This window comes from Variovorax sp. HW608 (assembly GCF_900090195.1).
In the GTDB taxonomy this organism is placed as follows: Bacteria; Pseudomonadota; Gammaproteobacteria; order Burkholderiales; family Burkholderiaceae_C; genus Variovorax.
In genome coordinates this window covers 4,559,123-4,582,595 of sequence record NZ_LT607803.1, presented here as the reverse complement: position 1 = coordinate 4,582,595, position 23,473 = coordinate 4,559,123, and the positions used below count along the sequence as shown (strand labels likewise).

Sequence of the window (23,473 nt, the reverse complement as noted above, 5' to 3'; positions counted from 1 at the left end):
CCGTGCGCAACTCGGCAGGCATAATCGACTCAGTTCAAAAAATTGGGGTTTGATTATGCTCGACCGGGACGGCTTCAGGCCCAACGTCGGCATCATCCTGCTCAACCAGAGAAACCAGGTTTTCTGGGGTAAGCGAATTCGTACACACTCCTGGCAGTTTCCTCAAGGCGGCATCGATCGCGGCGAAAGCCCCGAGCAGGCCATGTTCCGGGAACTGCACGAGGAAATCGGCCTCCACCCGGAGCATGTACGGATCGTGGCCCGTACCCGCGACTGGTTGCGCTACGAGGTGCCGGATCGGTTCATCCGCCGTGACGCACGCGGCCACTACAAAGGCCAGAAGCAGATCTGGTATCTGCTGCAATTGATCGGCCACGACTGGGACCTGAACCTGCGTGCCACCGATCATCCGGAATTCGACGCATGGCGTTGGCACGACTACTGGGTGCCACTGGACGTGGTCGTCGAATTCAAGCGCGGCGTCTATGAAATGGCGCTGACCGAACTTGCCCGCTACCTGCCGCGGCAGGATTTCCGCAACCGCTTCCTGCGCAGCAACGTGCGCGCCCGCGAATTCGAGCGACATCCGCCCGGGCCAGGCCACGAACCGACCTTCGAACTGCCGCCCGGCGCCAGCTTCGATCCCAATCCGAATGCCAATCTTGCGAATGAGTCTCCCTCGACAAGCGACCCGTTTTCTGCTCCGCGCTAGCGGGAGCGCTGTACTTGCCTGTGTTCTAGGCGCCTCGGGCCTTGCGCATGCCGAGCTGTTCGGAGATTCCGACTGGAAGGAATCGGAGGCGCCCCCGCCGCCCGCGTTCAGCCAGGACAAGCTGGTCGACATCGAGATGCCGCGCTATTCGAGCCTGAAGTTCGGCGTCGACCCGAACACCATCAAGGTGACCGGCGATGGCGTGGTGCGCTACGTGATCGTCGCCATGAACAAGGAGGGGGGCGGATTCAACGCCTTCTACGAAGGCGTGCACTGCGCCACCGATGAATACAAGACCTACGCGCGCTTCACCAGCGGCGGATCGTGGGAGGCTGTGCAAGCGCCCGAGTGGAAGCGGATCGGCGACCGGACTTCGCGCTACACCCAGGCCCTGGCCAACCAGGGGCTGTGCCGCGGCCACGCACCGCGTGCATCGGTCGGCGAGATGATCCGGTTCCTGAAGACGCCGATCCGGGAAGTCGAGTAGGCGGTCAGCGGCCGTCAGGCATCAGGACCATGTTGTCCCGATGGACCATTTCGGCCTCGGCGACGTAGCCGAGAAGCCGCTCGAACTCGGAGGACGGTTTGCGGCACAGCAGGCGAGCCTCGGCGCTCGAGTAGTTCGCCAGCCCGCGGGCAAGCTCGAAGCCCTGCTCGTCGCGGATGGCGATCACATCGCCGCGAGAGAAGTCCCCCTCGACCCCGGTCATGCCGATCGGCAGCAGGCTCTTGCCTTCGCCGCGCACCTTGGCGGCCGCACCGGCGTCTACCGACACAGCGCCGCGCAGCTGCAGGTGATCGGCCATCCACCGCTTGCGCGCCTGGTGCTTGGCCGTTTGCGCGAGCAGGAGCGTCCCGATGGACTCCCCGCGCGTCAGCCGCAGGAGCGCGTCGGGCTCGCGCCCCCAGGCGATCACCGTCGAGGCACCGGAACCCGCCGCGCGCTTGGCCGCGAGAATCTTGGTGATCATGCCGCCGCGCCCGATGCTGCTGCCTGCGCCGCCGGCCATGACCTCCAGCGCGGGATCGCCGGCGGTCGCCTCGTGCACGAAGCGGGCCTCGGGGTCCTTGCGCGGGTCGGCCGTGTACAGGCCCTTCTGGTCCGTCAGGATGACGAGCGCGTCGGCTTCGACGAGGTTGGCGACCAGCGCGCCGAGCGTGTCGTTGTCGCCGAACTTGATCTCGTCGTTGACGACGGTGTCGTTTTCGTTGATGACCGGCACCACGCCCAGTGCGAGCAGCGTCACGAGGGTGCTGCGGGCATTCAGATAGCGCTCGCGATCGGCGAGGTCCGCGTGGGTGAGCAGGACCTGCGCACTCCCGAGGCCGTTCTCGCGCAGCTTCGTTTCGTAGATCTGCGCCAGGCCCATCTGGCCGACGGCGGCGGCGGCCTGGAGTTCGTGGACTTCGTGCGGACGAGTCCGCCAGCCGAGCCGCTTCATCCCTTCCGCGACCGCGCCGCTCGACACCATGACCACTTCGCGGCCGTCGCGCACCAATGTCGCCAGCTGACGGCACCACTCGCCGATGGCGTTCTCATCCAGCCCCCGGCCTTCGTTGGTGACGAGGCTCGAGCCCACCTTGACGACGATGCGACGGGCGTCACGAAGTGCGGCCGAACCGGAACTTGATGTCATGGGAATTGAAACTCAGGAAAACCGCGGATCGACCTCGGCGGGCGGCTGCTCGGCTTCCTGCTGAGCCTTGACCTGCTGATAGATTGCCTGCACGAGCGGCTCACAGCCCTCCCGCGTGAGGGCGGAGATCTCGAAGACCGGCCCCTTGAAGCGAAGGCGCTTGACGAAATCCTTCACGCGCGCAGCGCGCTCGTCGAGCGGGATCATGTCGAGTTTGTTCAGGACCAGCCAGCGCGGCTTTTCGTACAGCTGGGGATCGTACTTCTTGAGCTCGCCGACGATCGCCTTCGCCTGCGCGACCGGATCGACGCCCTCGTCGAACGGCGCGAGGTCGACCACATGCAGCAACAAGCGCGTGCGCTGCAAATGGCGCAGGAACTGATGCCCGAGCCCGGCACCGTCGGAGGCCCCTTCGATCAGACCGGGCAGGTCGGCCACGACGAAGCTCTGCTCGGGCCCCACGCGGACGACGCCCAGATTGGGGTGAAGCGTGGTGAAGGGGTAGTCGGCCACCCGCGGACGGGCGTTGGAAACGGCGCTGATGAAGGTCGACTTGCCGGCGTTCGGCATGCCCAGCAGGCCGACGTCGGCCAACACCTTCAGTTCGAGCTTGAGACTCTTCTTCTCGCCGGGCCAGCCCGGCGTCTTCTGGCGCGGGGCACGGTTGATCGCGCTCTTGAAGCGCATGTTGCCGAACCCGCCGTCGCCGCCCTTGGCGATGGTGATCACCTCGCCAGGATTCAGCAGCTCGTAGAGCACTTCGCCCGACTCGGCGTCGGAAATGATCGTGCCGACCGGCATCTTGAGGGTGATGTCGTCGCCTGCGGCACCGAACATGTCCGACCCCATGCCGTGCTGGCCCCGCTTGGCTTCGTGACGACGCGAATAGCGGAAATCGACGAGCGTGTTCAGGTTCGGATCGGCAACGGCGAAGACATGGCCGCCTCGACCGCCATCGCCGCCGTTCGGGCCGCCGAACTCCTTGTACTTCTCATGGCGGAACGACACGCAGCCGTTGCCGCCATCGCCAGCGGCAATGTCGATGAAGGCTTCGTCGACGAACTTCATGAGATGTCCAGTTTACAAATGAAGAAGCCCCGGCAAAGCGGGGCTTCGAAAGATCGAAGTGATCGGCTCAGGCCGGGGTCACGCTGACCGTCTGCTTGTTGAGCGCACCCTTGGTGCCGAACGACACATGGCCGTCGACCAGGGCGAACAAGGTGTGATCCTTGCCGACGCCGACGTTCACACCGGGGTGGAACTGGGTGCCGCGCTGGCGCACGATGATCGAGCCCGCGCTGATCAGTTCGCCGCCGAAGGCCTTCACGCCGAGCATCTTGGGCTTCGAATCGCGCCCGTTTCGCGTAGAGCCGCCGCCTTTTTTCTGTGCCATGGAATCAGCTCCCGACCTGGGTTAAGCGGCGATCGCGCCGATTTGCAGTTCGGTGAACTGCTGGCGATGGCCTTGACGTTTCTGATAGTGCTTGCGACGGCGCATCTTGAAGATGCGAACCTTGTCGTGCTTGCCGTGCGACAACACGGTTGCCGTTACCGTTGCACCGGACACCAGGGGCGTACCAACCTTGATTGCGCTGCCGTCGCCGACTGCGAGCACCTGGTCGATCACGATTTCCTGGCCTACGTCCGCAGCAATCTGTTCTACTTTGATTTTTTCGCCGGAAGCAACGCGATACTGCTTGCCGCCGGTTTTTATGACCGCGTACATGTAAACCTCTTGGGAAAAGATGGCTCTACGGCGAATTCCGCAGAGCCGGCGATTCTAGCACGTAGACGATTTTCGCGCACCAGGAGCCGCCGCCCAACTGCGTGGCGGCCCCTTCCCTCCCTATAATCAGCAGCTTCCGGCCCAGCGCCATCGTCGCACCTCACGCAGCGCGCAAGCGCCCTCGCCTTGTCAGTTCCTGCCTCAGACCCCTCTTCCGCCGCCGGCGTCCTTCGCCTGATCGCCGACGACATGGCAGGGGTCGACCGCGTGATCGCGCGCCGCCTCGACACCGGCGTCCCACTCGTGAGCGAGGTGTCGAAGTACATCATCTCCGCCGGGGGCAAACGGCTGCGCCCTGCCCTGCTCCTGCTGATGGCAGGCGCACTGGGCTACCACGAGGACCAGCGCTTCAATCTGGCCGCCGTCGTCGAATTCATCCATACGGCAACCTTGCTGCACGACGACGTGGTCGACGAATCCACGCTCCGGCGCGGACGGCCGACCGCCAACGAATCCTTCGGGAATCCCGCCAGCGTGCTGGTCGGCGATTTTCTGTACTCGCGCGCGTTCCAGATGATGCTGGACGCGCACGACATGCGCGTCATGGAAATCCTCGCGGAAGCGACGAACGTCATCGCTGAAGGCGAGGTCCTCCAATTGATGAACATGCACGACGCTTCGCTCGACGAGGAAGCCTATCTGCGCGTCATTCGCTCCAAGACCGCAAAGCTGTTCGAGGCGAGCACACGGCTCGCCGCGGTGCTCGCCAAGGCGCCTGCGCATATCGAAGAGGCGTGCGCGACCTATGGCCAGGCGCTCGGCACGGCGTTCCAGGTCATCGACGACGTGCTCGACTACGCCGGCGACGCGAGCGAAACCGGCAAGAACGTCGGCGACGATCTGCGCGAAGGAAAAACGACCTTGCCCCTGATCCTGGCAATGCAGCGTGGAACGCCCGAGCAGCGCGATCTCATTCGCGCCGCGATCGAGGCAGGCGACACCAGCCAACTGCCCCAGGTCGTCTCGATCGTCCGGGAAACCGGAGCGCTGGAAGCCACACGAGCAGCCGCCGCGGCAGAGGCTCAACGTGCAATCGACGCACTTTCTGGCTTCCCCGAGAATTCTTACTCCAGAGGTTTGCTACAATTAGCGGCTCAGTTGCTTGAGCGACGCGCCTAAGTCACCACGAAGGACGACTCACTTTTCTTGCAACCATCGGGGTGTAGCTTAGCCTGGTAGAGCGCTACGTTCGGGACGTAGAGGCCGGAGGTTCGAATCCTCTCACCCCGACCAGATTTCTGGTCCTGCTCAATTCAGAGAATCGCCGCAGCGCGGACATCGAGCAGCTTCTCGCGCCAACCACACGACCGCCTATTTCGCAGTCGGTCGCTGTCGGTCGCAGCCGGTGTTGGACATCGACAACATTTTCCCAAGCGTAACGACACGGGATCTGCGTCGCGCTGCGCTGGACTGCTGCTAAGATGCCCTTCCCCTCTGCCATCGTGGCGAAGTGGGCCCGATCGTCGCGATGACCTGTTCGGGTTTTGCAAGCCGGAGGTACTAATCCCCGCTCAGCCCGACCCGCCTTTTTGCGCTGCAACTGCCAAATGCTCCGCGAGCGGAGCCGCCGCGGCGGTTTACAGCCCGAAGGTGATCAGCGATGATCGTGAAGCAAATTCTCACGTTTTTTACATTCGTTGAATGGCCGCTGCCGAACCCCTAGTCAAAGAAAGCTCGCCAGTCGCCTTGCCGGGACTCGCGCGTGCCTTGGTTTCGGCTGGAAAACTCCCCGCCAAAGCCGCCGAGGACATCTACCAGAAGTCGCTTAGCGGACGGACCAGCTTCATTGCGGAGCTGACCGGTACCGGGGCCGTCTCGGCCGCCGACCTGGCGCACACCTTGTCGAGCGCATTCGGCGCCCCCCTTCTCGATCTCGACGCGATCGATCCCCAGCGCCTTCCCAAGGACCTTCTGGACACCAAGCTTTGCCAGGCCTACCGCGTGGTGGTCCTGAGCAAGCGCAACAACCGCCTCATCGTCGCGACCGCAGATCCGTCGGACCAGCAGGCGGCGGAGAAGATCAAGTTCGCCTCGCAGATGGGGGTGGACTGGGTCATCGCCGAATACGACAAGCTCTCGAGGATGATCGAAGCGGCCGCGGTGACCGCTTCCGAGACCATCGACAACATCATCGGCGCCGAGTTCGAGTTCGACGAGGTTTCGACGGAAGCCGCCAGCGACACGGCCGAGCAGGCCGTCGCCGAAGTCGAGGATGCGCCCGTCGTCCGCTTCCTGCACAAGATGCTGCTCGATGCATTCAGCATGCGTGCGTCGGACATCCACTTCGAGCCCTACGAACACAACTACCGCGTGCGCTTTCGCATCGACGGCGAGTTGCGCGAGATCGCCAGTCCGCCGACCGTCATCAAGGACAAGCTCGCGTCGCGGATCAAGGTGATCTCCCGGCTCGACATCGCGGAGAAGCGCATCCCGCAGGACGGGCGGATGAAGCTCAAGATCGGTCCCGAGCGCGTGATCGACTTCCGGGTGAGCACGCTCCCCACGCTTTTCGGCGAGAAGATCGTCATTCGTATCCTCGACCCGAGCAGCGCGCGCATGGGCATCGACGCGCTCGGCTACGACGCCGACGAAAAGGAGCGCCTGCTCCACGCGATCAACCGGCCCTACGGGATGGTGCTGGTCACGGGGCCCACCGGCTCGGGCAAGACGGTCTCGCTCTATACCTGCCTGAACCTGCTCAACAAGCCCGGCGTGAACATCGCGACGGCGGAGGATCCGTCCGAAATCAACCTGCCGGGCGTGAATCAGGTCAACGTCAACGAGAAGGCGGGCCTCACTTTCGCGGCCGCGCTGCGCGCTTTCCTGCGGCAGGATCCGGACATCATCATGGTCGGCGAAATCCGCGACCTGGAGACGGCCGACATCGCGATCAAGGCGGCACAGACGGGCCACCTGGTGCTCTCGACGCTCCACACCAACGACGCACCCACGACGCTCACGCGGATGCGCAACATGGGCATCGCGCCCTTCAACATCGCTTCGAGCGTGATCCTGATCACCGCCCAGCGCCTTGCCCGCCGCCTGTGCACCGTGTGCAAGGCGCCCTCGGATGTTCCCCGGCAGGCGCTGCTCGACGCAGGCTTCCGGGAACACGAGCTCGATGGCAGTTGGAAGCCCTACCACCCCGTCGGGTGCTCCGCATGCAACGGCGGCTACAAGGGGCGCGTCGGCATCTATCAGGTGATGCCCATCAGCGAGGAGATCCAGAAGATCATTCTTCGCGACGGGTCGGCACTCGACATTTCAACCCAGGCCGAAGCCGAAGGCGTCCGTTCGTTGCGTCAATCGGGACTGAAGAAAGTCATGCAGGGACTGACCTCGCTCGAGGAAGTGCTCGCAGTCACCAACGAATAGCATTCAACGGCGGAGAACCCATGGCAACGGCAGCAGCATCGAACCGAACGCTCAAGGAATACATCTTCGAGTGGGAAGGGAAGGACCGCAACGGCAAGGTGGTGCGCGGCGAACTTCGTGCCGCCGGCGAGAACCAGGTGCAGGCTGCGCTGCGGCGCCAGGGCATCCTCACGACGAAGATCAAGAAGCGGCGGATGCGGTCCGGCAAGGCGATCAAGCCGAAGGACATCGCAATCTTCACCCGCCAGCTGGCAACGATGATGAAGGCCGGCGTGCCTTTGCTGCAAGCCTTCGACATCGTGGGCCGCGGCAATGCCAATCCGAGCGTCGGCAAGCTGCTCAACGACATTCGCAGCGACGTCGAGACGGGTACCTCGCTGTCGGCCGCGTTCCGCAAATTCCCGAAGTACTTCGACAGCCTCTACTGCAACCTCGTGGAAGCCGGCGAGGCGGCCGGTATCCTGGAAGACCTGCTCGATCGCCTCGCCACCTACATGGAGAAGACCGAGGCCATCAAGTCGAAGATCAAGTCGGCCCTGATGTATCCGACCTCGGTGATCGTGGTGGCCTTCGTGGTGGTGGCGATCATCATGATCTTCGTGATCCCCGCCTTCAAGCAGGTGTTCACCTCCTTCGGTGCGGACCTGCCCGCGCCGACGCTGTTCGTCATGGGCATGAGCGAATTCTTCGTTGCCTACTGGTGGTTGATCTTCGGCGTGGTCGGCGGCGGGATCTACTTCTTCCTCCAGGCCTGGAAGCGCAACGAGCGCGTGCAACAGGTCATGGACCGCCTCCTGCTTCGCCTGCCGATCTTCGGCGCGCTCATCGACAAGTCCTGCGTCGCGCGCTGGACGCGCACGCTCGCCACCATGTTCGCGGCCGGCGTACCGCTGGTCGAGGCACTGGACTCGGTGGGTGGCGCGTCCGGCAACTCGGTCTATTCGGAAGCGACGACCAAGATCCAGCAGGAGGTGTCGACCGGCACCAGCCTGACCGCCGCGATGACCAATGCCAACCTCTTTCCATCGATGGTTCTGCAGATGACCGCCATCGGCGAGGAATCCGGCTCCATCGATCACATGCTGGGCAAGGCCGCCGACTTCTACGAACAGGAAGTCGATGACATGGTCGCAGGGCTTTCGAGCCTCATGGAACCGATCATCATCGTGTTCCTCGGCGTCATCATCGGCGGCATCGTGGTGTCGATGTACCTGCCCATCTTCAAGCTCGGCCAGGTCGTCTGATGCTCGTCTCGCAGGGGGTGGACGCGGCACTGGCCGGCGTCCTCGGGTTATTGATCGGCAGCTTTCTGAATGTGGTCGTCTACCGGACGCCCGTGATGATGTACAGGGACTGGCTGTTCGACGCCGTCGGCCATCTCATGACCTCGCCCGACGGCGGGCCGTCGCTCTGGGCGCGCGCGCTGGCGCCTGCGTCGCCGGCGGACGAGGGACTCAGGGCGGCGGCGGACGAAGCCGTCCCGGTGCTCGAGGCGCTGCCGCCTTTCGACCTCGCACGGCCCGCGTCCCGCTGTGGCCATTGTGGGCAGCCGGTGCGCTGGTATCGCAACGTGCCGGTGATCAGCTATCTGGCGCTCGGTGGCCGCTGCGGCGACTGCAAGGCTCGCATCAGTCCGCGCTACCCCATCGTCGAACTCCTGACCGGCCTGTTGTTCGCATGGTGCGGATGGCGCTTCGGTCTCACACCGGTTGGCGCGTTGTGGGCAGCTTGCGCGGCGCTCCTGGTGTGCCAGTTCCTCATCGATCTCGACACGCAGTATCTGCCTGACAGCTACAACTACATGCTGCTCTGGCTGGGCCTGATCGGCGCGGCCCTGGGGTGGACCGGCATTCCGCTCGCTTCCGCCGTCTGGGGGGCGGTGGCCGGCTACGCGAGTCTCTGGCTCATCTACCAGGCCTACCTGCGGCTCACCGGCAAGGAGGGCATGGGCTTTGGCGACTTCAAGCTGCTGGCCGCGCTGGGCGCCTGGTTCGGGGTCGAGTTCCTGCTGGCGATCGTGCTGGTCTCCTCGCTCGTCGGTGCGGTGATCGGCGGCACGCTGCTCCTGGTCGGCAAGCTCGCGCACAAGGACGTGCCGATCTCGTTCGGGCCCTTCCTCGCCGGCGCCGGCCTGGTCTGCCTGGTCGCCGGACCGGCGCGCGTCCAGGACTGGCTGCCATTCGCTTTTCCCTTCCACTGAGAACTGCTGCCATGCGCATCGGGCTGACCGGCGGGATCGGCAGCGGCAAGAGCACCGTGGCCGCGATGCTGGTCGCACGCGGCGCGAAGCTGGTGGACACCGATGCCATCGCCCGATCCATCGCAGAGCCGGGCGGCGCCGCCTTGCCTGCACTCGAAGCGGAATTCGGACCCTCCATCCTGACCGCCGAGGGAGGCATGGATCGGGCCCGGATGCGGGAACTCGTGTTTTCCGATGCAGAGGCGAAAAAGCGCCTCGAGGGCATCCTCCATCCGCTGATCGGCGCCGAGTGCGAGCATCAGGCGGCCTCGGCCCAGCCTGGCCAGCCCGTCGTCTTCGACGTGCCCTTGCTGGTCGAATCGAAGCGCTGGCGCGCCATCGTCGACCGCGTCCTGGTGATCGATGCGAGCGAGCAAACGCAGATGGAACGCGTGATCGCCCGCTCCGGCTGGACGCCCGATGCAGTCCGCGCCGTCATCGCGCAGCAGGCGCATCGCGCCCTTCGCAGGGCTGCGGCGGACGCCCTGATCTACAACGATGGCCTGGGGCTGGCGGAACTCTCCTGGCACGTCGAGGGTCTCTGGGAACAGTGGACTGGCGCAGGCGCGCGATAATCCACGGTTGGCCGGCCTTCAGCGCCGGAGAAAAAGAAAGCGGCGTGCCAGCGAGCCCCGCGGCAACGCTCCCCCAAGATGCTCTTCAACTCCTACGCGTTCATCTTCTGCTTTTTCCCGATCGTCCTCTTCGGGTTCTTCCTTATCGGAAGGCGAAATGTACGCGCTGCAGCCGGCTTTCTCGCGCTTTCGTCGCTGTTCTTCTACGGCTGGTGGAGCGTCGAGGCCCTGCCGCTGCTGTTGGCATCGATCTGCTTCAACTACTGGGCGGGCCTCCGCCTGACGCGCGGCCCCGGCCGCACCGACGCGGGACGAAAGCGCATGCTCGTGCTCGCGCTGGTCGTGAATCTCGCAGTGCTGGCGACTTTCAAATACGCGAACTTCTTCCTCGGCAACGTGAATGCAGGGATTGCCGCGGCGGGATTCACGCCGCTGCCGATGCTGCATATCGCCCTGCCGATCGGCATTTCCTTCTATACCTTCACGCAGATCGCGTTCCTGGTGGACTGCTGGCAGGACAAGGTCCACGAACGCAGCTTCGTGCACTATCTGCTCTTCGTCACCTACTTCCCTCATCTGATCGCGGGCCCGGTGCTGCATCACGCGCAGATGATGCCGCAGTTCGCGAATCCGGCGACCTACCGCATCGATCTCGACAAAGTCTCGCTCGGCCTGGCGATCTTCGTCTTCGGTCTGGCCAAGAAGCTCCTCTTCGGCGACAAGGTGGGCGAGTACGCCGACCTCATGTTCAACGGCGTCCACAACGGCACGGCGCCCGGGATCTACACGGCATGGCTTGGCGTGCTGGCCTACACCCTGCAAATCTATTTCGACTTCTCGGGCTATTCGGACATGGCCGTCGGCCTGTCGTTGTGCCTGGGGGTGAAGCTGCCGCTCAACTTCAACGCGCCCTACAAGTCGACCAACATCATCGAGTTCTGGCGCCGCTGGCACATCTCCCTGTCGACCTTCCTGCGGGACTATCTCTACATCCCGCTGGGCGGGAATCGCAAGGGGCCGGCGCGCCGCTACCTGAACCTGTTCATCACCATGCTGCTGGGCGGCCTGTGGCACGGCGCCGCATGGACCTTCGTGATCTGGGGCGGCCTGCACGGCATGTACCTCGTGATCAACCATCTCTGGAACGGCAAGGTTCGCCGCGACGCAAAGCCCGGCCGGCTGGCGAAGGTCCTCGGCTGGTTCCTCACGTTCCTGTGCGTCATGATCGCCTGGGTCGTGTTCCGCGCGGAAAGCATGCATGCCGCGATGGAGATCTACAAGGGCATGCTCGGCTTCCACGGAACTGCGCTGGAGGCATTCACCGAGTTCGGGCCCGTCCCGTCCCGCAAGCCGGAATTCTTCCAGACCTTGCTGGTCGGCCTCTTCATCTGCCTTGCGCTGCCGCCGACCATCACGCTGCAACGCTGGGTTCCGCTGGCCCAGTCGCTGGCCGGCCGGCCGCGCGCCTCGCTCGTGTTCACCCCATTCATGGCGCTCCTCACGGTCCTCCTGCTCGGGCTCTGCGTCTCGAAGCTGGGCTCCTACAGCCCGTTTCTCTATTTCCAGTTCTGATATGACGCCCGCAAAACTCTGGCTGCAAATCTTCACAGCCGGCTTCGCTGTGATCGTTGCCATGCTGATCGTCACGCTGAACACGCCGATCCCCTACGGCGACCTGTCGCGGATCGGCCTGGTCTCCGACCACGAGTTCGGATGGCAGCTCGAGCCGCCGCACGTCGAGCGGAAGTACCTTCGCTCCGCGCCGATCAACGAAGCCGACATCCTCGTGATCGGGGACAGCTTCTCCATGAGCCTGCGCTGGCAATCGGTGCTGCAGAAGCGGGGCTTGCGCATCGCCACGATCTACTGGGGCGAATTCCGCGAGTCGCTCTGCGACGACTTCGACGCGTGGCTCGACCACGCGGGCTTCAAGGGCAAGCTGGTCGTGATCGAGAGCGTCGAGCGGCTTCTCGCCGACCGCCTGGCCAACACGCAGAAGTGCAAGGCGATGAGCAAGCCCCCCGAGTCGCGCGCCGAGCCCTTCTACGAGTTCCCCGAGCACGTGCCAGGGTTCGCACTCAACTGGAAAGCCAAACTCACCTCGGGCTATCTCACCTACCTCAACACGCGCGAAGCGAAGGAGGAAGAAGGGTCGACGCTGGCCGCGAAGCAGACCTGGGTCCGCCCCGTGCCCGATGGCTGCTCGATGTTCAGCAACCGCTTCTGCAGCAAGGCCCTGTTCTTCAGGGACGACGACGACAACGGCGAACTCACGGTGGAGCACGTCGAGCAGATGCGCGCCTTCTCCGAAGCGCATCGCGCCCGCTCCATCGTGTGGATGGTGATCCCCAACAAGACGACGACATACGTCATGCCGGACCATTCGAAAGATTTTGTGACCGCTTTTGCGAAAGCCGGCCTCGGGCCTGACCTCTTCACGTTCGCCCGGGAGCAGAAGTCCAGGATCCGGGACTTCTATTTCCCCAACGACACCCACCTGTCGATGCATGGCCAGTTGGCGGTCGGGGATGTCATGCTCGGCGCGGTCCGCAAGATCTTTCCGCAAGCTCCCACGCAGCCTTCTTGAGGCTATGATCGCGACCGGAAGCCGTCACGCGTGATCCTTTACGAGTACCCATTCAACGAGCGCATCCGGACCTACCTTCGGCTGGAGCACCTGTTCCGCCGTCTCGGCGAGTTGGTGCCGGCCGAATCGGCACTGCTTCATCACTACGCGCTCGTCACGATCTTCGAGATCATGGATGTGGCGGCGCGCGCCGACCTCAAGGCCGACGTGCTGAGGGACCTCGACAAGCACAAGAATGTCTTCAACAGCTATCGCGGCAACCCCGCGATCGCCGAGACGGTGCTCGATCAGGTGGTCGGCAAGCTCGAGAGCAACTTCAATACGCTCAATACCGTGCCGGGAAAGGCGGGCCAGGCGCTCACCGAGAACGAGTGGCTGATGAGCATTCGCAGCCGCGCGGGCATTCCCGGCGGGACCTGCGAGTTCGACCTGCCCGCCTACTACGCCTGGCAGAACCGCCGCGCCGACGATCGGCGCGCCGACCTGGAGCGCTGGTCGTCGACGCTCGCCCCCTTGGCCGAGTCGATCTACCTGCTGCTCAAGCTGCTGCGCGACGCGGATGTCCCCTACAAGGTCATGGCATCGAAAGGACAATTCCAGCAGGCCCTGCCGCAGGGTCGGAGCTTTCAGTTGCTGCGCCTCCGGATCGACCCCCGACTCGGGCTGATTCCGGAAATCAGCGGCAACCGTTTGATGGTGTCGGTGCGGCTGATGCGGCAGGAAGCCGATGACCGGCTCCACCAAAGCACCGAGGACACCCCGTTCGAATTGACGCTCTGCGCATGAGCACGTCCCCTCCGATCGGCGAACGCATCGTCAAGTGCCCTGCGTGCGGGAAGGACAGCGTCTACGCCGCCAGCAACCCCTACCGGCCTTTCTGCAGTGCACGCTGCAAGGGCATCGACCTGGGCGCCTGGGCCAGCGAGGAATTCAGGGTGCCCGCGGAGTCACCGCCGGACGATGATCCGTTCGGCGATCCGAAACGCCAGTAAGGGCCCGGCTACGCCGCCGGCGTGACGACCGCATCCGCCGGCAGCCCACGCTCTTCGGCCAGCCACGCCAGCACCGGGAGCGCGCCCGGCAGCACCGGCGACACATCGAGCGGCAACTGCTGCCAACACATCGCCTGTCCCTCGCGCATCTCGAAATCACCGGACCAGTCGGTCACCTTGCACCAGTGCAGGCGGACCAGGGCATGGGGATAGTCGTGCTCGGTCACCTTCCACACGTCGGCGCCGGCGATCGTGATGCCGAGCTCCTCGTGCAGTTCGCGCCGCAGCGCCTCTTCGACTGTTTCACCGGCTTCGATCTTTCCGCCCGGGAACTCCCAGTAGCCCGCGTAAGGTTTGCCTTCGGGCCGGGTGGAAAGCAGCAGTGCGTCGTCCCCGCGAATGAGGATGCCGACCGCGACCTCCGTATGCTTGCGCTGCGCATTCATGGCGTCAGCTGCGTCCCGCATAGTCACGGGCGAACTGGTAGGCCACGCGCCCGCTGCGCGATCCGCGCTCGAGCGCCCACACCAGCGCTTCGGCCCTCGCCGCTTCGATCGCCTTCTCGTCGACACCGAACGAAGACAACCACTGCGCAACGATCGTCAGGTATTCGTTCTGCGTGAACGGATAGAAGCTCACCCAAAGCCCGAAGCGCTCGGACAGGGAGATCTTTTCCTCGATCACCTCGCCAGGATGGACCTCGCCGTCCTCGGTGTGGGTGTAGCTGAGGTTCTCCTTCATGTACTCGGGCAGCAGATGGCGCCGATTGCTGGTCGCGTAGATCAGCACATTCGGCGTCGCCGCGGCCACAGAACCGTCGAGGATCGACTTGAGCGCCTTGTAGCCGGGTTCGCCCTCGTCGAAGCTCAGGTCGTCGCTGAAGACGATGAATTTCTCGGGCCGGTTGGAAACCACCTCGACGATGTCCGGCAGATCGGTGAGCTCGGCCTTGTCGACCTCGATCAGACGCAAACCCTGGGGCGCGTAGGCGTGAAGGCAGGCCCGGATCAACGACGACTTGCCGGTGCCACGCGCGCCGGTCAAGAGCACGTTGTTGGCCGGCTTGCCTTCGACGAACTGGCGGGTGTTGCGTTCGATCTTCTCTTTCTGGGCGTCGATCTCCTTCAATGCATCGAGCGGCATCGACGCCACATGCCGGACCGGCTCCAGCGTCCCGTGGCCCGAACTGCGGCGGCGATAGCGCCAGGCGATGGAGGCATTCCAATCCGCCGGCGCGGCCAATGGCTGCGGAAGAATCGATTCGATCCGGCCGATCAGTTGCTCGGCGCGCTCGATCAGGCGTTCGAACTTTTCATTCATGACAGCGCCCGCCCGGCCGCCCGAAGGGCGCTGAGCTCCCCCTCGGGGGGCAGCGAGCAAAGCGAGCGTGGTGGCCTCATGATCTGTAGTCGGCGTTGATCGACACGTAGTCGTGGCTCAGGTCGCAGGTCCAGACGGTGTCCGCCGCGTTGCCGCGACCGAGCGCGATGCGAACGGTGATCTCGCTCTGCTTCATCACGCGCTGCCCGTCTTCCTCGCGATAGGACGGATTGCGGCCGCCCCTCACCGCCACGTGCACCTCGTCCAGGAAGAGGTCGATGCCCGTCTGATCGAGGTCCGCGATGCCGGCGTAGCCGACGGCCGCGAGGATGCGGCCCAGGTTCGGGTCGCTCGCATAGAACGCGGTCTTCACCAGCGGCGAATGCGCCACGGCATATGCGACCTGCCGGCACTCGGCTTCGTCGCGGCCGCCCTCGACGCGGACGGTGATGAACTTGGTCGCCCCTTCGCCGTCACGCACGATCGCCTGCGCGAGCTGGCGCGCCACGTTCTGCATGGCCTGCAGCAGCGCCTGGCCGGCGGCGGATTCGAGCGAGGTGATCGTCGGGTGCGCCGCCTTCTGCGTGGCGATGACGACGAAGGAATCGTTGGTCGACGTGTCGCCGTCGATCGTGACGCGATTGAACGACGCGTCCGCCAGCGCCTTGGATAGCGGCTGGATCAGGGACGGATCGATCTTCGCATCCGTCGCCATGAAGCCGAGCATGGTGGCCATGTTCGGACGGATCATGCCGGCGCCCTTGCTGATGCCGGTGATGGTGACGGTCGCGCCGTCGATCGGCACCTGCTGGCTGAAGGCCTTGGGCACGGTGTCCGTGGTCATGATGCCCTCGGCGGCTCGCGCCCAGTGAGTGGGCGATGCATCGGCGAGCGCCGCCGGCAATCCGGCTTCGATGCGATCGATCGGCAGCTGCTCCATGATCACGCCGGTGGAAAACGGCAGGATCTGCTCAGGCGCCAGGTTCAGCCTGCGTGCCAGCGCGATGCAGGTCGCCCGCGTGCGCGCCAGGCCGTCTTCGCCGGTTCCCGCGTTCGCATTGCCGGTGTTGATCAGCATCGCGCGGATGCCGAGATTGCGGGCCAGATGATCGCGGCAGACCTGCACCGGCGCGGCGCAAAAGCGGTTCTGCGTGAACACGCCACCGACGGCGGCGCCTTCGTCGATCAGCACCACCGTGAGGTCCTTGCGGTTGGCCTTGCGCACACCGGCTTCGGCGACGCCGATACGAATACCCGGCACCGCATGCAGCGCGGCGGGATCGGGAGCAGAGAGATTCACGGGCATGGCGATGTCCTGCTGATCGATATCAAGTGAGCTTGCCGTGGCAGTGCTTGAACTTCTTGCCACTGCCGCATGGGCAAGGATCGTTGCGGCCCACGCGCGCGAAGGCCGCCGCCCCGATGCTCAGGCCGCTCGCGGCCTGGCGGTTGACGCTTTCTTCGTCCACGCGAACCTCGACCTCGCCGGTCTCGGTCGGTGCGCTGTAGGTGATGTTCGACAGGTTCTCGCCACGGCTTTCCATGGCTTCGGCGGCCTGCTCGAGCTGCTCGCTCGATTGCACGCGGACCGTCATCAGCTGGCGGGTGACCTCGTTCTTCACGGAGTCGAGCAGCTGGCCGAAAAGCTCGAAGGCTTCGCGCTTGTATTCCTGCTTCGGCTGCTTCTGCGCATAGCCGCGCAGATGGATGCCCTGACGCAGGTAGTCCAGCGAGGCCAGATGCTCGCGCCAGTGCGTATCGATGCTTTGCAGCAGCACCATGCGCTCGAACTGCGTGAAGTTCTCCTGGCCGATCAACGCGACCTTGCCGCTGAATGCTTCGTTGGCCGCGGCGCCCACTTTCTCGACCACGTCCTCGTCACCGACCGCACTGGCGGCCTCGACCTCCTTGCGCAGCGGCAGGTCGATCTGCCAGTCGTCCGCGAGCACCTTTTCGAGACCGGCGAGATCCCACTGCTCCTCGACCGATTCGGCGGGCACGTACTGGCGCACCAGGTCGTTGAAGCAGCCTTCGCGCAGCGCCTCGATCTGCGCGGTCAGGTCGCCGGCGTCGAGGATGTCGTTGCGCTGCTGGTAGATGACCTTGCGCTGATCGTTGGAGACGTCGTCGTACTCGAGCAGCTGCTTGCGGATGTCGAAGTTGCGCGCTTCGACCTTTCGCTGCGCGCTCTCGATGCTGCGCGTGACGATGCCGGCCTCGATCGCCTCGCCGTCGGGCATCTTGAGGCGGTCCATGATGGCCTTCACGCGGTCGCCGGCGAAGATGCGCATCAGCGGGTCGTCCAGGCTCAGGTAGAAACGCGAAGAGCCCGGGTCGCCCTGACGGCCGGAACGGCCGCGAAGCTGGTTGTCGATGCGCCGCGATTCGTGGCGCTCGGTGGCGATGATGCGCAAGCCGCCGACGGACTTGACGAATTCATGGTCCTTGTCCCACTGGGCACGCAGCCGGGCGACCTCCGCCGCCCTGGCCGCGGGATCGGCCGCCTCGTCGGCTTCGACCGCCTCGATGGTCTTCTCGACATTGCCGCCCAGCACGATGTCGGTACCGCGACCCGCCATGTTGGTCGCGATCGTGATCATCTTGGCACGGCCGGCCTGGGCCACGATCTCGGCTTCGCGCGCATGCTGCTTGGCGTTGAGCACCTGGTGCGGCAAGTCGGCCTTCTGCAGCAGGGCCGAGATGATCTCGGAGTTCTCGATCGACGAGGTTCCGACGAGCACCGGCTGGCCCCGCTCATTGCATTCGCGGATGTCCTGGATGGCCGCTTCGTATTTCTCGCGCGTGGTCTTGTAGACGCGGTCGAGCTGGTCCTCGCGCTTGCTCGGCCGGTTCGGCGGAATGATCACGGTCTCCAGGCCGTAGATCTCCTGGAACTCGTAGGCTTCGGTGTCGGCCGTGCCGGTCATGCCCGCAAGGCCGGTGTAGAGCCGGAAATAGTTCTGGAAGGTGATCGAGGCGAGGGTCTGGTTCTCGGACTGGATCTCGACGCCTTCCTTGGCCTCGACGGCCTGATGCAGGCCGTCGCTCCAGCGCCGGCCGGTCATCAGGCGGCCGGTGAACTCGTCCACGATGATCACCTCGCCCTGCTGGACCACGTAGTGCTGGTCGCGGTGGTAGAGGTGCTTCGCCCGCAGCGCTGCGTTCAGGTGGTGCATCAGCGTGATGTTGGCCGGGTCGTAGAGCGACGCGCCTTCGGGCAACAGCTTGAATTCGGTCAGGACCTGTTCGGCCTTTTCATGGCCGTCCTCGGTCAGGAACACCTGGTGGGTCTTCTCGTCGACCGTGAAGTCGCCGGGCTTGGTGACGCCCTCGCCGGTGCGCGGATCGGCTTCGCCCTCCTGGCGCACGAGCAGCGGCACGACCTTGTTGATCGCCAGATAGAGGTCGGTGTGGTCCTCGGCCTGTCCGCTGATGATCAGCGGGGTGCGCGCCTCGTCGATCAGGATCGAGTCCACCTCGTCGACGATGGCGTAGTTCAGCCCGCGCTGGACCCGGTCGCCGGGCTCGTACACCATGTTGTCGCGCAGGTAGTCGAAGCCGTATTCGTTGTTCGTGCCGTAGGTGATGTCGCTGCCGTAGGCCTGCTGCTTTTCCTCGCGCGGCATCTGCGGCAGGTTGATGCCGACCGACAGGCCGAGATAGTTGTAGAGGCGCCCCATCCAGGTGGCGTCGCGGCTGGCGAGGTAGTCGTTGACCGTCACCACATGCACGCCCTTGCCGGTGAGCGCGTTGAGATAGACCGGCAGCGTCGCGGTCAGCGTCTTGCCCTCGCCGGTGCGCATTTCGGAAATCTTGCCGTAGTGCAGCGCCATGCCGCCCAGCAACTGGACGTCGAAGTGGCGCATCTTCATGACCCGCTTCGATGCCTCGCGCACCGCGGCAAAAGCCTCCGGCAGCAGCGAATCGAGCGATTCGCCCTTGGCGACGCGGTCCTTGTACTCCTGGGTCTTGGCGCGGAGCGCGGCTTCGTCCAGCTTCTCGAACGACGGCTCCAGCGAGTTGATGCGTTCGACCGTCTTGCGATACTGCTTCAGAAGGCGATCGTTGCGACTGCCGAAAATTTGAGTCAGGAAGTTGGTGGCCATGAATGGAGATCGAAGCACACTCGCTGCATGCGGATGCCTCGACCGAAATCCCTAAGGTAGACGAGAAGGAACTTGGGCGCGCTTTGCCACAATACAAGCTGCAAGCCAATCGGCCCGCGCGATTGCCGGCAAACCGCGCATTTTAGCCCTCTTGTTTGATCCCCTGATTGCAGACCACCCCCATGAAGAGCCGCTTCAACGCCGTCACCGTGTTCCAGGCCACCGAGGGGTCGCCGACCCTCGCGAGCCTCACGGCGCGGGCGCGCGACGCGTCTGAAAGACTCGCGGCCATCCAGGATCTGATCCCCCCGGAGCTGCGTCCCAGCGTCAAGGCGGGCCCCGCGGAAGACGACGTCTGGTGCATGCTCGTCACCGGCAACGCGGCCGCCGCCAAGCTGCGTCAGTTGGCTCCGGCATTCCAGTCGCGCCTCAAGGCCCGGGGGTGGCATGTCGCGACGCTGCGCATCAAGGTCCAGGCGCGAAGCTGACGGCGCTCGGCAACCCGGCAATGGGAAAGCCCCGGACAGCAGAGCTGCCCGGGGCCTGGATTGGTGCCGCTTGTCGGAATCGAACTGACGACCTACCGCTTACAAGGCGGTTGCTCTACCAACTGAGCTAAAGCGGCGAAGTATGGGATTCTAGCGAGCCGAGGTTCGCGGAAATCTCACTTGATGCGCTTCAGCGAGGGGCGGGACCCCCCTCCCGCGGGCGGCCTGGGCGGATCTTCCGGATGGGTTGGCAGAGGGCCGGCCTCCACGGTTTCCTCGGGCCCCTCGCCGGTGACGAGGTGGACGACGCGTCCGGGATCGCCTTCCGCGCCCCGCGTGGCGTCGCGCAGCGGCGCACGCGGCGGGGCGGCCAGGGGCGCAGGCACCGGCGCCGCGGCTGCCGGAGCGCCTTCGGGCGGCTGGACCGGCACCGGCGCGGGAAACGCCATCCCCTGCCCGTTCTCGCGCGCATAGATCGCGATCACGCGGCTGACCGGCACGATGATCTCCCGGGCCGTGCCCGCGAAACGCGCCTTGAATTCGATGAACTCGTTGCCGAGGTTCAGCGAACTCGTCGCATCGAAGCTGATGTTCAGCACGATCTCGCCGTTCTTGACGTACTCGCGCGGGACCTGGACCGAGTCGTCGACCTGCACCGCGACATACGGCGTGAAGCCGTTGTCGGTGCACCATTCATAGAGCGCCCGAATGAGATACGGGCGGGTCGAGGACGATTCGAGCGCGTTGATCATGACCGGCTGCGCCAGCGTTTCACTTCCGCATGACCTTTTCGGACGGGGTCAGTGCTTCGATGTAGGCCGGACGGGAAAAGATTCGCTCAGCGTACTTCAAAAGCGGCGCCGCGTTCTTGCTGAGGTCGATGCCGTAGTAATCCAGGCGCCAGAGCAAGGGGGCGATCGCGACGTCGAGCATCGAGAAATTGTCGCCCAGCATGTACTTGTTCTTGAGGAACACGGGCGCGAGCTGCGTCAGGCGGTCGCGGATGTGCGAACGGGCCTTTTCGAGGGCCTTTTCATTGCCCTTGGAGCTGCGGTTCTCGAGCGTGGAGACGTGCACGAAGAGCTCCTTCTCGAAGTTGAGCAGGAACAGGCGCACGCGCGCGCGGTCGACCGGATCGCCCGGCATCAGTTGCGGGTGCGGGAAGCGCTCGTCGATGTACTCGTTGATGATGTTCGACTCGTACAGGATCAGGTCGCGCTCGACGAGGATCGGCACCTGTCCGTACGGATTCATCACGCTGATGTCTTCCGGCTTGTTGTAGAGATCGACGTCGCGAATCTCGAAATCCATGCCCTTCTCGAACAACACGAAACGGCAGCGATGAGAAAAAGGGCAGGTCGTTCCCGAATACAAGACCATCATGGCGAAAGGCTCCTAAAAATCAAAAAGAGTGGGTCGCGTACGCAACCCACTCTGCGGGACCAGGCGCACGGGGCACCCGATCGGCATGGCGTTACTTGACGTCTTTCCAGTACGCGGCATTCAAGCGCCAAACAAAAACCACTGCCATGACAAGGAACAGCAGCACCCAGACGCCCACGCGGACGCGCGTGTTCTGCGCCGGCTCGGCCATCCATTGCATGTAGCTGACGAGGTCGCCCACGGCCTGGTCGTACTGGACCGGCGTCATGGTTCCGGGCGTGATCTGCTCCCAGCCCTTGAACACCTCGACTTCGTGGTCGTGCGACTCGACCTTGTCGAAAATGGGCCGGCGCTCGCCCTGCAGTTCCCACAGCACGTGCGGCATCGCGACGCTCGGGAAGGCCAGGTTGTTCCAGCCCGTGGCCTTCGTGTCGTCGCGGTAGAAGGTGCGCAGGTAGGTGTAGAGGTAGTCCGCACCGCTGCCGCCGTGGCCGGCGCGAGACCGGGCGACCAGCGTCAGGTCGGGCGGAATGCCACCGAACCACTCCTTCGCCTGGCGCGGATCGATGTTGGCCTTCATGGTCTCACCGACCTTGTCGGTCGTGAAGAGAAGGTTGTCCTTGATCTGCTGCTCGGTGATGCCGAGGTCCTGCAGCCGGTTGTAGCGCATGAACGCCGCCGAATGGCAGTTGAGGCAGTAGTTGACGAAAAGCTTCGCACCGTTCTGCAGCGCCGCCAGGTCGGTCGTGCGGTTCGGCGCCTTGTCCCAGGGGATGCCGCCTTCCGCGGCATGGGCGCCGGCCACGAAACCAAGCGCCGCGATCAGCGTGAGGATCAGTTTCTTCATTCTTGTTTTCTCCGGTCAGTGGGCTGCGAAGGTCACGCGCTCAGGGACCGGCTTGAATTCGCCCAGACGGCTCCACCATGGCATCAGCAGGAAGAAGCCGAAGTAGAACAGCGTCCCGACCTGCGACACGCGCTCGCCGACGGGCGACGGCGGCTGCACGCCGAGGTAGGCGAGCACCACGAAGTTGATCACGAAGACGCCGTACAGGTACTTGTGCCAGCCCGGACGGTAGCGGATCGACTTCACGGGGCTGTGATCCAGCCACGGCAGGAAGAACAGGATGATGACGGCGCCGCCCATGATGATCACGCCCCAGAACTTGGCATCGGTGTTGAGCATCGTGGCGATCACGGCCACGGCAACCACGGCGATGGCGCCCTTGAAGATCGAAGGGATGCGCGCCTTCCAGACACCGAAGCCCGCCCCGGCCACCACGCAGGCGATGAGCACGTACACCATTTCGCTCGTGATCGCCCGAAGCATCGAATAGAACGGCGTGAAGTACCACACCGGCGCGATGTGATTCGGCGTCTTCAGCGAGTCGGCGGGAATGAAGTTGTTGTACTCGAGGAAGTAGCCGCCGGCCTCGGGCGCGAAGAAGATCACCGCCGAGAAGATCGTGAGGAACACCACCGTGCCGAGGATGTCGTGCACCGTGTAGTAAGGGTGCGAAGGGATGCCGTCCACCGGATGGCCGTCGGGGCCGCGGTTGGCCTTGATCTCGATGCCGTCGGGGTTGTTCGAGCCCACTTCGTGCAGCGCGATCAGATGCGCGACCACGAGACCCAGCAGCACCAGCGGCACCGCGATGACGTGGAAGCTGAAGAAGCGGTTGAGGGTCGCATCGCTCACCACGTAGTCGCCGCGGATCAGGATCGCGAGATCCGGACCGATGAACGGGATCGCGGAGAACAGGTTGACGATCACCTGCGCGCCCCAGTAGCTCATCTGGCCCCACGGCAGCAGATAGCCCATGAACGCCTCGGCCATCAGGCAAAGGAAGATCGCGCAACCGAAGATCCAGACGAGTTCGCGCGGCTTGCGATAGCTGCCGTACATGAGCCCGCGGAACATGTGCAGGTACACCACGATGAAGAACGCCGAAGCGCCCGTGGAGTGCATGTAGCGGATCAGCCAGCCCCAGGGCACGTCGCGCATGATGTACTCGACCGACGCGAAGGCCAGCGCCGCGTCGGGCTTGTAGTGCATCACCAGGAAGATGCCGGTCACGATCTGGATCACGAGGACCAGCATCGCGAGCGAGCCGAAGATGTACCAGATGTTGAAGTTCTTGGGCGCGTAGTACTTGCCCCACTGGTCCTCCCAGAGCTTGGTCAGCGGGAAGCGGTTGTCGACCCAGTTGAGGAGCTTCTCGCCTGCCGGCGCGTTCGGGGAGATTTCCTTGAAGTCAGCCATGTCGTTCTCC

General features: G+C 64.4%; 24 protein-coding genes and 2 tRNA genes. 13 read left to right on the top strand and 13 right to left on the bottom strand.

The window, feature by feature from the left end; genetic code table 11:
* Window positions 1–55: 55 nt before the first annotated feature.
* Window positions 56–712, top strand: a complete 657-nt coding sequence (locus VAR608DRAFT_RS21585) for an RNA pyrophosphohydrolase (protein ID WP_088955924.1) — start codon at window positions 56–58, stop codon at window positions 710–712.
* On the top strand, window positions 669–1,199 hold the full coding sequence (locus tag VAR608DRAFT_RS21580) for a CNP1-like family protein (protein WP_231972914.1): 531 nt from the start codon (window positions 669–671) through the stop codon (window positions 1,197–1,199). The genes VAR608DRAFT_RS21585 and VAR608DRAFT_RS21580 overlap by 44 nt, the downstream gene beginning before the upstream one ends.
* Before the next feature lie 4 nt (window positions 1,200–1,203).
* On the opposite strand, the gene proB is transcribed toward VAR608DRAFT_RS21580, so the two are convergent.
* From proB to rplU, 4 genes are all read right to left on the bottom strand, one after another.
* Window positions 1,204–2,349 (bottom strand): glutamate 5-kinase, encoded by a 1,146-nt coding sequence (gene proB / locus VAR608DRAFT_RS21575; protein WP_088955922.1) that lies wholly within the window; start codon window positions 2,347–2,349, stop codon window positions 1,204–1,206.
* A gap of 12 nt (window positions 2,350–2,361) precedes the next feature.
* A complete protein-coding gene (cgtA, locus tag VAR608DRAFT_RS21570; RefSeq protein WP_088955921.1) occupies window positions 2,362–3,417 on the bottom strand; it encodes an Obg family GTPase CgtA in 1,056 nt (351 codons plus the stop codon).
* A gap of 67 nt (window positions 3,418–3,484) precedes the next feature.
* Window positions 3,485–3,742: a 50S ribosomal protein L27 gene (rpmA, locus tag VAR608DRAFT_RS21565; protein ID WP_088955920.1), complete on the bottom strand. Its 258-nt coding sequence runs from the start codon at window positions 3,740–3,742 to the stop codon at window positions 3,485–3,487.
* Between the two features lie 21 nt (window positions 3,743–3,763).
* Entirely contained in the window at window positions 3,764–4,075 is a 312-nt protein-coding gene (rplU, locus tag VAR608DRAFT_RS21560) for a 50S ribosomal protein L21 (protein WP_088955919.1), read from the bottom strand.
* 186 nt (window positions 4,076–4,261) lie between these two features.
* Between rplU and VAR608DRAFT_RS21555 the strand changes: the two genes are divergently transcribed.
* The 10 genes from VAR608DRAFT_RS21555 to VAR608DRAFT_RS21510 all read left to right on the top strand — a co-directional run bounded on the left by VAR608DRAFT_RS21555 (window position 4,262) and on the right by VAR608DRAFT_RS21510 (window position 13,903).
* Window positions 4,262–5,254 (top strand): polyprenyl synthetase family protein, encoded by a 993-nt coding sequence (locus VAR608DRAFT_RS21555; protein ID WP_088955918.1) that lies wholly within the window; start codon window positions 4,262–4,264, stop codon window positions 5,252–5,254.
* A 37-nt stretch (window positions 5,255–5,291) separates the two neighbouring features.
* Window positions 5,292–5,368: transfer RNA gene (locus VAR608DRAFT_RS21550), tRNA-Pro, on the top strand.
* 408 nt (window positions 5,369–5,776) lie between these two features.
* Complete coding sequence (gene pilB, locus VAR608DRAFT_RS21545; RefSeq protein WP_088955917.1) at window positions 5,777–7,510, top strand: type IV-A pilus assembly ATPase PilB; 1,734 nt, start codon at window positions 5,777–5,779, stop codon at window positions 7,508–7,510.
* Between the two features lie 20 nt (window positions 7,511–7,530).
* Window positions 7,531–8,754 carry a type II secretion system F family protein gene (locus tag VAR608DRAFT_RS21540; RefSeq protein WP_088955916.1) on the top strand — a complete coding sequence of 408 codons (1,224 nt, stop codon included), beginning with the start codon at window positions 7,531–7,533 and terminating at the stop codon, window positions 8,752–8,754.
* Window positions 8,754–9,710 (top strand): prepilin peptidase, encoded by a 957-nt coding sequence (locus VAR608DRAFT_RS21535; RefSeq protein ID WP_088955915.1) that lies wholly within the window; start codon window positions 8,754–8,756, stop codon window positions 9,708–9,710. Before VAR608DRAFT_RS21540 ends, VAR608DRAFT_RS21535 begins: the two co-directional genes overlap by 1 nt.
* Before the next feature lie 11 nt (window positions 9,711–9,721).
* Window positions 9,722–10,324 carry a dephospho-CoA kinase gene (gene coaE, locus VAR608DRAFT_RS21530; RefSeq protein ID WP_088955914.1) on the top strand — a complete coding sequence of 201 codons (603 nt, stop codon included), beginning with the start codon at window positions 9,722–9,724 and terminating at the stop codon, window positions 10,322–10,324.
* Window positions 10,325–10,402: 78 nt separating this feature from the next.
* Window positions 10,403–11,896 carry an MBOAT family O-acyltransferase gene (locus tag VAR608DRAFT_RS21525; RefSeq protein ID WP_088955913.1) on the top strand — a complete coding sequence of 498 codons (1,494 nt, stop codon included), beginning with the start codon at window positions 10,403–10,405 and terminating at the stop codon, window positions 11,894–11,896.
* 1 nt (window position 11,897) lies between these two features.
* A complete protein-coding gene (locus VAR608DRAFT_RS21520) occupies window positions 11,898–12,911 on the top strand; it encodes a hypothetical protein (protein WP_088955912.1) in 1,014 nt (337 codons plus the stop codon).
* A 30-nt stretch (window positions 12,912–12,941) separates the two neighbouring features.
* Entirely contained in the window at window positions 12,942–13,697 is a 756-nt protein-coding gene (gene zapD, locus VAR608DRAFT_RS21515) for a cell division protein ZapD (protein ID WP_088955911.1), read from the top strand.
* The gene (locus VAR608DRAFT_RS21510) at window positions 13,694–13,903 is read left to right on the top strand and encodes a DNA gyrase inhibitor YacG (protein WP_088955910.1); all 210 of its coding nucleotides are present in this window, start codon (window positions 13,694–13,696) and stop codon (window positions 13,901–13,903) included. The genes zapD and VAR608DRAFT_RS21510 overlap by 4 nt, the downstream gene beginning before the upstream one ends.
* Window positions 13,904–13,911: 8 nt before the next feature.
* Here the strand turns inward: VAR608DRAFT_RS21510 and VAR608DRAFT_RS21505 are convergent, their stop codons facing one another.
* The 4 genes from VAR608DRAFT_RS21505 to secA all read right to left on the bottom strand — a co-directional run bounded on the left by VAR608DRAFT_RS21505 (window position 13,912) and on the right by secA (window position 19,329).
* Complete coding sequence (locus VAR608DRAFT_RS21505; protein WP_088955909.1) at window positions 13,912–14,349, bottom strand: NUDIX domain-containing protein; 438 nt, start codon at window positions 14,347–14,349, stop codon at window positions 13,912–13,914.
* Between the two features lie 4 nt (window positions 14,350–14,353).
* The gene (locus tag VAR608DRAFT_RS21500; RefSeq protein ID WP_088955908.1) at window positions 14,354–15,223 is read right to left on the bottom strand and encodes an ATP-binding protein; all 870 of its coding nucleotides are present in this window, start codon (window positions 15,221–15,223) and stop codon (window positions 14,354–14,356) included.
* A gap of 76 nt (window positions 15,224–15,299) precedes the next feature.
* Window positions 15,300–16,529: a bifunctional glutamate N-acetyltransferase/amino-acid acetyltransferase ArgJ gene (argJ, locus tag VAR608DRAFT_RS21495; protein WP_088955907.1), complete on the bottom strand. Its 1,230-nt coding sequence runs from the start codon at window positions 16,527–16,529 to the stop codon at window positions 15,300–15,302.
* Window positions 16,530–16,551: 22 nt separating this feature from the next.
* Window positions 16,552–19,329, bottom strand: coding sequence for a preprotein translocase subunit SecA (gene secA / locus VAR608DRAFT_RS21490; RefSeq protein WP_088955906.1), 2,778 nt, complete (start codon window positions 19,327–19,329; stop codon window positions 16,552–16,554).
* 182 nt (window positions 19,330–19,511) lie between these two features.
* Between secA and VAR608DRAFT_RS21485 the strand changes: the two genes are divergently transcribed.
* Entirely contained in the window at window positions 19,512–19,817 is a 306-nt protein-coding gene (locus tag VAR608DRAFT_RS21485) for a hypothetical protein (RefSeq protein ID WP_088955905.1), read from the top strand.
* A gap of 61 nt (window positions 19,818–19,878) precedes the next feature.
* Here the strand turns inward: VAR608DRAFT_RS21485 and VAR608DRAFT_RS21480 are convergent.
* From VAR608DRAFT_RS21480 to VAR608DRAFT_RS21460, 5 genes are all read right to left on the bottom strand, one after another.
* Window positions 19,879–19,954 (bottom strand) — tRNA-Thr (locus VAR608DRAFT_RS21480).
* 39 nt (window positions 19,955–19,993) lie between these two features.
* Complete coding sequence (locus VAR608DRAFT_RS21475; RefSeq protein WP_088955904.1) at window positions 19,994–20,569, bottom strand: ClpXP protease specificity-enhancing factor; 576 nt, start codon at window positions 20,567–20,569, stop codon at window positions 19,994–19,996.
* Window positions 20,570–20,588: 19 nt separating this feature from the next.
* Window positions 20,589–21,200, bottom strand: coding sequence for a glutathione S-transferase N-terminal domain-containing protein (locus VAR608DRAFT_RS21470; RefSeq protein WP_088955903.1), 612 nt, complete (start codon window positions 21,198–21,200; stop codon window positions 20,589–20,591).
* Window positions 21,201–21,291: 91 nt separating this feature from the next.
* On the bottom strand, window positions 21,292–22,047 hold the full coding sequence (locus VAR608DRAFT_RS21465) for a cytochrome c1 (protein ID WP_088955902.1): 756 nt from the start codon (window positions 22,045–22,047) through the stop codon (window positions 21,292–21,294).
* Between the two features lie 15 nt (window positions 22,048–22,062).
* The gene (locus VAR608DRAFT_RS21460) at window positions 22,063–23,463 is read right to left on the bottom strand and encodes a cytochrome b (protein WP_088955901.1); all 1,401 of its coding nucleotides are present in this window, start codon (window positions 23,461–23,463) and stop codon (window positions 22,063–22,065) included.
* Window positions 23,464–23,473: the final 10 nt, after the last annotated feature.